Origin of the sequence: Micromonospora deserti (genome assembly GCF_003236335.1) — a bacterium.
In the GTDB taxonomy this organism is placed as follows: domain Bacteria; phylum Actinomycetota; class Actinomycetes; order Mycobacteriales; family Micromonosporaceae; genus Micromonospora; species Micromonospora deserti.
In genome coordinates this window covers 1-3,901 of the sequence record NZ_POUB01000411.1, presented here as the reverse complement: position 1 = coordinate 3,901, position 3,901 = coordinate 1, and the positions used below count along the sequence as shown (strand labels likewise).

Sequence of the window (3,901 nt, the reverse complement as noted above, 5' to 3'; positions counted from 1 at the left end):
CCCCGAACGCGGGCGCCCCGGCCCGGTGCAGGCCGGCCAGCTCCCGGCCGAAGCGTTCGGCCGCCTCGGGGCTCGGCTCGCCCGGCTCGACCCACTCCAGCGCGAGCAGCTCCGGCAGCGCCACGATCACCTCGGGTACGGCGACGGTGCCCGCGCCGCGTAGCCAGCGCAGCCCGGCCGCCTCGGTGGCGAAGAAGCCCTCCGGCGCCGGCCGTCCCGCCCCCTCCGGCCAGGTCTTCGTGAAGATCGAGCTGCCGTCGTCCAGGGTCAACCGGGAGGCGGCGCAGATGTCACCCCCGGAGACCGGTGTCTCCCGGATCCGCTGGTGGGTCAGGAAGGTCGGCAGGTGGGAGGGATGCTCCCGCAGGTACGCCAGATCCATGACCGCAAGGTAGCCGCTCACCCCAGGGCCGGTCCGCGACCCGGCCGGGTGGCTGCCGCTGGCTTCCGACCCGGCCCGACTGTTCGGCCGGACAACGGCCCGATCTTGGCGGACGCCGCCCACCAGAGGAGCCGGCTCCCCCCAAAACGGCCTTTTGGGGGAGTGCCAGGCGGGGGTGAGCTGGGGGAATACCGTCCGTGGTTGTGGACGGACCGCGTGTCGTCCACAGGGGCTGCCGGCGGGGGTCGCCGGGCCGCAGGCTGCCGGCATGACTTCGACCGACCGCCCCCGGCTCGCCGTCCGCTCCGCCGCCGACCTCATCGCGGCCGTGCCCTACCTGCTCGGCTTTCACCCGGCCGACAGCGTCGTCGTGGTGACGATGCGGGGCCGGCGGATCACCTTCGCCGCCCGCGCGGACCTGCCCGACCTCGCCGACCCGGTCGCCCCGGCCCGGCACCTGGCCGCCGTGATCGCCCGGCAGGGCGCCGAGTCCGCCACCGTGCTGGGCTACGGGCCGGCGTCCCGGGTCACCCCGGCGGTGGACGCGGTGCGCGCCGAGCTGACCCGGGCCGGGCTGGCCCTGCTCGACGCGCTGCGGATCACCGACGGCCGGTACTGGTCCTACCTCTGCACCGAGCCGGAGTGCTGCCCGACCGACGGCACCCCGTACGACGCCGGGGCCAGCGAGGTCACGGCGGCGGCGGTCTTCGCGGGCCAGGTGGCCCTGGCCGACCGGGCGGCCCTCACCGCGCAGGTGGCTCCGCCGGATGGGGCCGACCGGTCGGCGATGCGGCAGGCCACCGCGCGGGCCGAGCGCCGCCTGTCGGACCTGGTGGCGGAGGCGCCCCCGGCGGACCTGCTCGGCGGGCGGTCGCTGCGCGCGGCCGGAGTCGCGGCGGTACGCGGCGCCCAGCGGCGGCAGCGGCGGGGCGAGCGGCTCACCGACGACGAGGTGGCCTGGCTGAGCCTGCTGCTGACCCATCTGCCCGTGCGGGACCACGCGTGGGAGCGCACCGACGGGCGCGACGAGGACATCGCGCTCTGGCTCGACGTGCTGCGCCGGGCCGAGCCGGAGCTGATCGCCGCGCCGGCTGCCCTGCTGGCGTTCGCGGCCTGGCGGGCCGGGCAGGGGGCGCTGGCGGCGGTGGCGCTGGAACGGGCGCTGACCGAACACCCCGACTACTCTCTCGCGGCACTGCTGGACGACCTGCTCCGCCGGGGCGTACCGCCGGCTGAGCTGGACGGCTGGCCGGCGGTGGGGCTGCCCGGCGTGGTACGCCGACGCAAGCGGGGCCGCCGGGGTGTGCGCTGACCCCGCCTGGCTGCGCCGCCACCCTGTCCTTCGCGGGGCGGTGGTCCGTCGAAGGATGTAGCGGACGTTCGTTCCCGGGGCCGAATCGGCGGGCGCGGGGGCGTCGCACGATGATCCGGTGCCCGTAATCGGAACCGGTCCGGCCGCATGAGCGCCGGGCTGCTGCTGTCCCTCGCCGGTCTGTCGCTGGTCGACAGCACCAGCGTCGGCACCCTCTTCATCCCGGTGTGGTTGCTGCTCGCAGCCGGTCCGGTCAGCGTCCGGCGGATTCTGGCCTACCTCGGCACGATCGCCGGCTTCTACTTCGCGGTGGGGCTGTTGCTCGCCTGGGGTGGCAACCGGCTGGCCGACGCGCTCGGCGGCGCGCTGGACAACCGCCCGGTGCTCTGGGCGCAGCTCGCCCTCGGGGTGGGGCTCTTCGTGCTCAGCTTCCGCTACGACGGCAAGCGCCGCCGCCCGGGCGGCGGCGTGCTGCGCTGGCGGGACCGGGCCACGGCCGGCGACTCGTCGGCCCGGTGGCTGGTCGGGCTGGCCCTGCTGGCCGCGCTGGCCGAGGTGGCGACGATGCTGCCGTACCTCGGCGCGGTGGGCTTGCTGACCACCTCCGGGCTGGGCGCGGCGACCGTGGTGGCCCTGCTCGGCGGCTACTGCCTGATCATGGTGCTGCCGGCGCTGCTGCTGCTGGCCGCGCGGGTCGCCTGGCCGGCGCGGATCGAGCCGGTGCTGGCCCGGCTGAACGCCTGGATCACCCGGACCTCCGGCAGCGCCCTGGGGTGGGTGCTCGGCATCGCCGGCTTCCTGCTGGCCCGCGACGCCGCCGCCCGGCTGGAGCTGTTCGGCTGACCCCGTTCGGCGAGGGCGACCGGCGGCGACGCGTGTCACACGGTGACCCGGTGCGGGTGGGTGTAGACGTTCATCGTGCGGCCGCGCAGGAAGCCGACCAGGGTCAACCCGGCCTCGTCGGCCAGATCGGCGGCGAGGGTGCTGGGCGCGGAGACCGCCGCGAGCAGCGGCACCCCGGCCATCCACGCCTTCTGGGTCAGCTCGAAGCTGGCCCGCCCGGACACCAGCAGCAGGTGCCCGGCGAGCGGCAACTGCCGCTCGCGTACCGCCCAGCCGACCACCTTGTCGACGGCGTTGTGCCGGCCCACGTCCTCGCGGAGTACCACCAGCTCACCGCCGGTGGTGAACAGGCCCGCGGCGTGCAGCCCGCCGGTGCGGTCGAAACCCCGCTGCGCGGCGCGCAGCCGTTCCGGCAACCCGGCGAGGACGGCTGCCGGCACCGCGAGCGGGTTGTCGGCCACGGCGAAGCGCGACCGGGTGCGCACCGCGTCAATGCTCGCCTTGCCGCACACCCCGCAGGAGCTGGTGGTGTAGAAGTTCCGGGACGCGTCGGTGGCCGGCTCGGGGACACCGGGGGCCAGCACCACGTCCGCCACGTTGTAGGTGTTGGGTGTCTCCGCCCCCGCGCAGAGCTGCGCGGTGTGCACGTCGTCGGCGGACCGGACGATCCCCTCGGTCAGCAGGAAGCCGATCGCCAGGTCGAGGTCGTCACCGGGCGTCCGCATGGTGACCGCGAGCGGCCGCCGCCGGCCGGGACCGGGCGGGCCGACCCGGATCTCCAGCGGCTCCTCCACGCTCAGGCTGTCCCGCCGCCGGGTGGCGCCATCCCCGTCGGCCGCCGCGTCGAGGTCGATCCGGAGTACGCCGCGCCGGTCAGTCACCCGTCCCATCCCGCCATCCTGCCCCCCGCACCGCGCGGCCCGCACGGCTACCGTGTCGGGATGAGCGGGTACGCGGCGGTGGTGCTCGCGGGCGGCGCCGCCCGTCGGATGGGCGGGGTGGACAAGCCCGCGCTGCCGGTCGGCGGACGGCCGATGCGGGACCGGGTGCTGGCCGCGGTCGCCGACGCCGTGCCGCGCGTCCTGGTCGGGCCGTCCGGGTCGGTGCCGGCCGGGGTACGGGTCACCCGCGAGGACCCGCCCGGTGGTGGCCCGGTGGCCGCCGCCGCCGCCGGCCTGGCCCTGCTCGACCCCGGCACCACCGTCGTCGCCCTGCTCGCCGCCGACCTGCCGCTGCTCACCCGCGAGGCCGTGGCCGGGCTGCGGCGCCACCTCGACCCGACCGGAAGTCCGGCCGCTTCGCCCGACGGCGCCTGCTACGTCGATCCCGACGGGCGGCGGCAGTCGCTCTGCGGGGTGTGGCGG

At 76.6% G+C, this 3,901-nt stretch carries 5 protein-coding genes; 3 read left to right on the top strand and 2 right to left on the bottom strand.

Going from position 1 to position 3,901, the window contains the following annotated elements; all coding sequences use genetic code 11:
* The coding region (locus tag C1I99_RS30275) for a fructosamine kinase family protein (RefSeq protein ID WP_199562448.1) at positions 1 to 382 on the bottom strand (382 nt) is incomplete at its 3' end.
* A 268-nt stretch (positions 383 to 650) separates the two neighbouring features.
* Between C1I99_RS30275 and C1I99_RS30270 the strand changes: the two genes are divergently transcribed.
* Complete coding sequence (locus C1I99_RS30270; protein ID WP_111137586.1) at positions 651 to 1,694, top strand: DUF4192 domain-containing protein; 1,044 nt, start codon at positions 651 to 653, stop codon at positions 1,692 to 1,694.
* Between the two features lie 147 nt (positions 1,695 to 1,841).
* Complete coding sequence (locus C1I99_RS30265; RefSeq protein WP_111137585.1) at positions 1,842 to 2,537, top strand: GAP family protein; 696 nt, start codon at positions 1,842 to 1,844, stop codon at positions 2,535 to 2,537.
* Positions 2,538 to 2,572: 35 nt separating this feature from the next.
* Here the strand turns inward: C1I99_RS30265 and fdhD are convergent, their stop codons facing one another.
* On the bottom strand, positions 2,573 to 3,427 hold the full coding sequence (gene fdhD, locus C1I99_RS30260) for a formate dehydrogenase accessory sulfurtransferase FdhD (protein ID WP_111137584.1): 855 nt from the start codon (positions 3,425 to 3,427) through the stop codon (positions 2,573 to 2,575).
* A gap of 69 nt (positions 3,428 to 3,496) precedes the next feature.
* On the opposite strand from fdhD, the gene mobA reads away from it, so the two are divergent.
* The coding region (mobA, locus tag C1I99_RS30255) for a molybdenum cofactor guanylyltransferase (RefSeq protein WP_158554122.1) at positions 3,497 to 3,901 on the top strand (405 nt) is incomplete at its 3' end.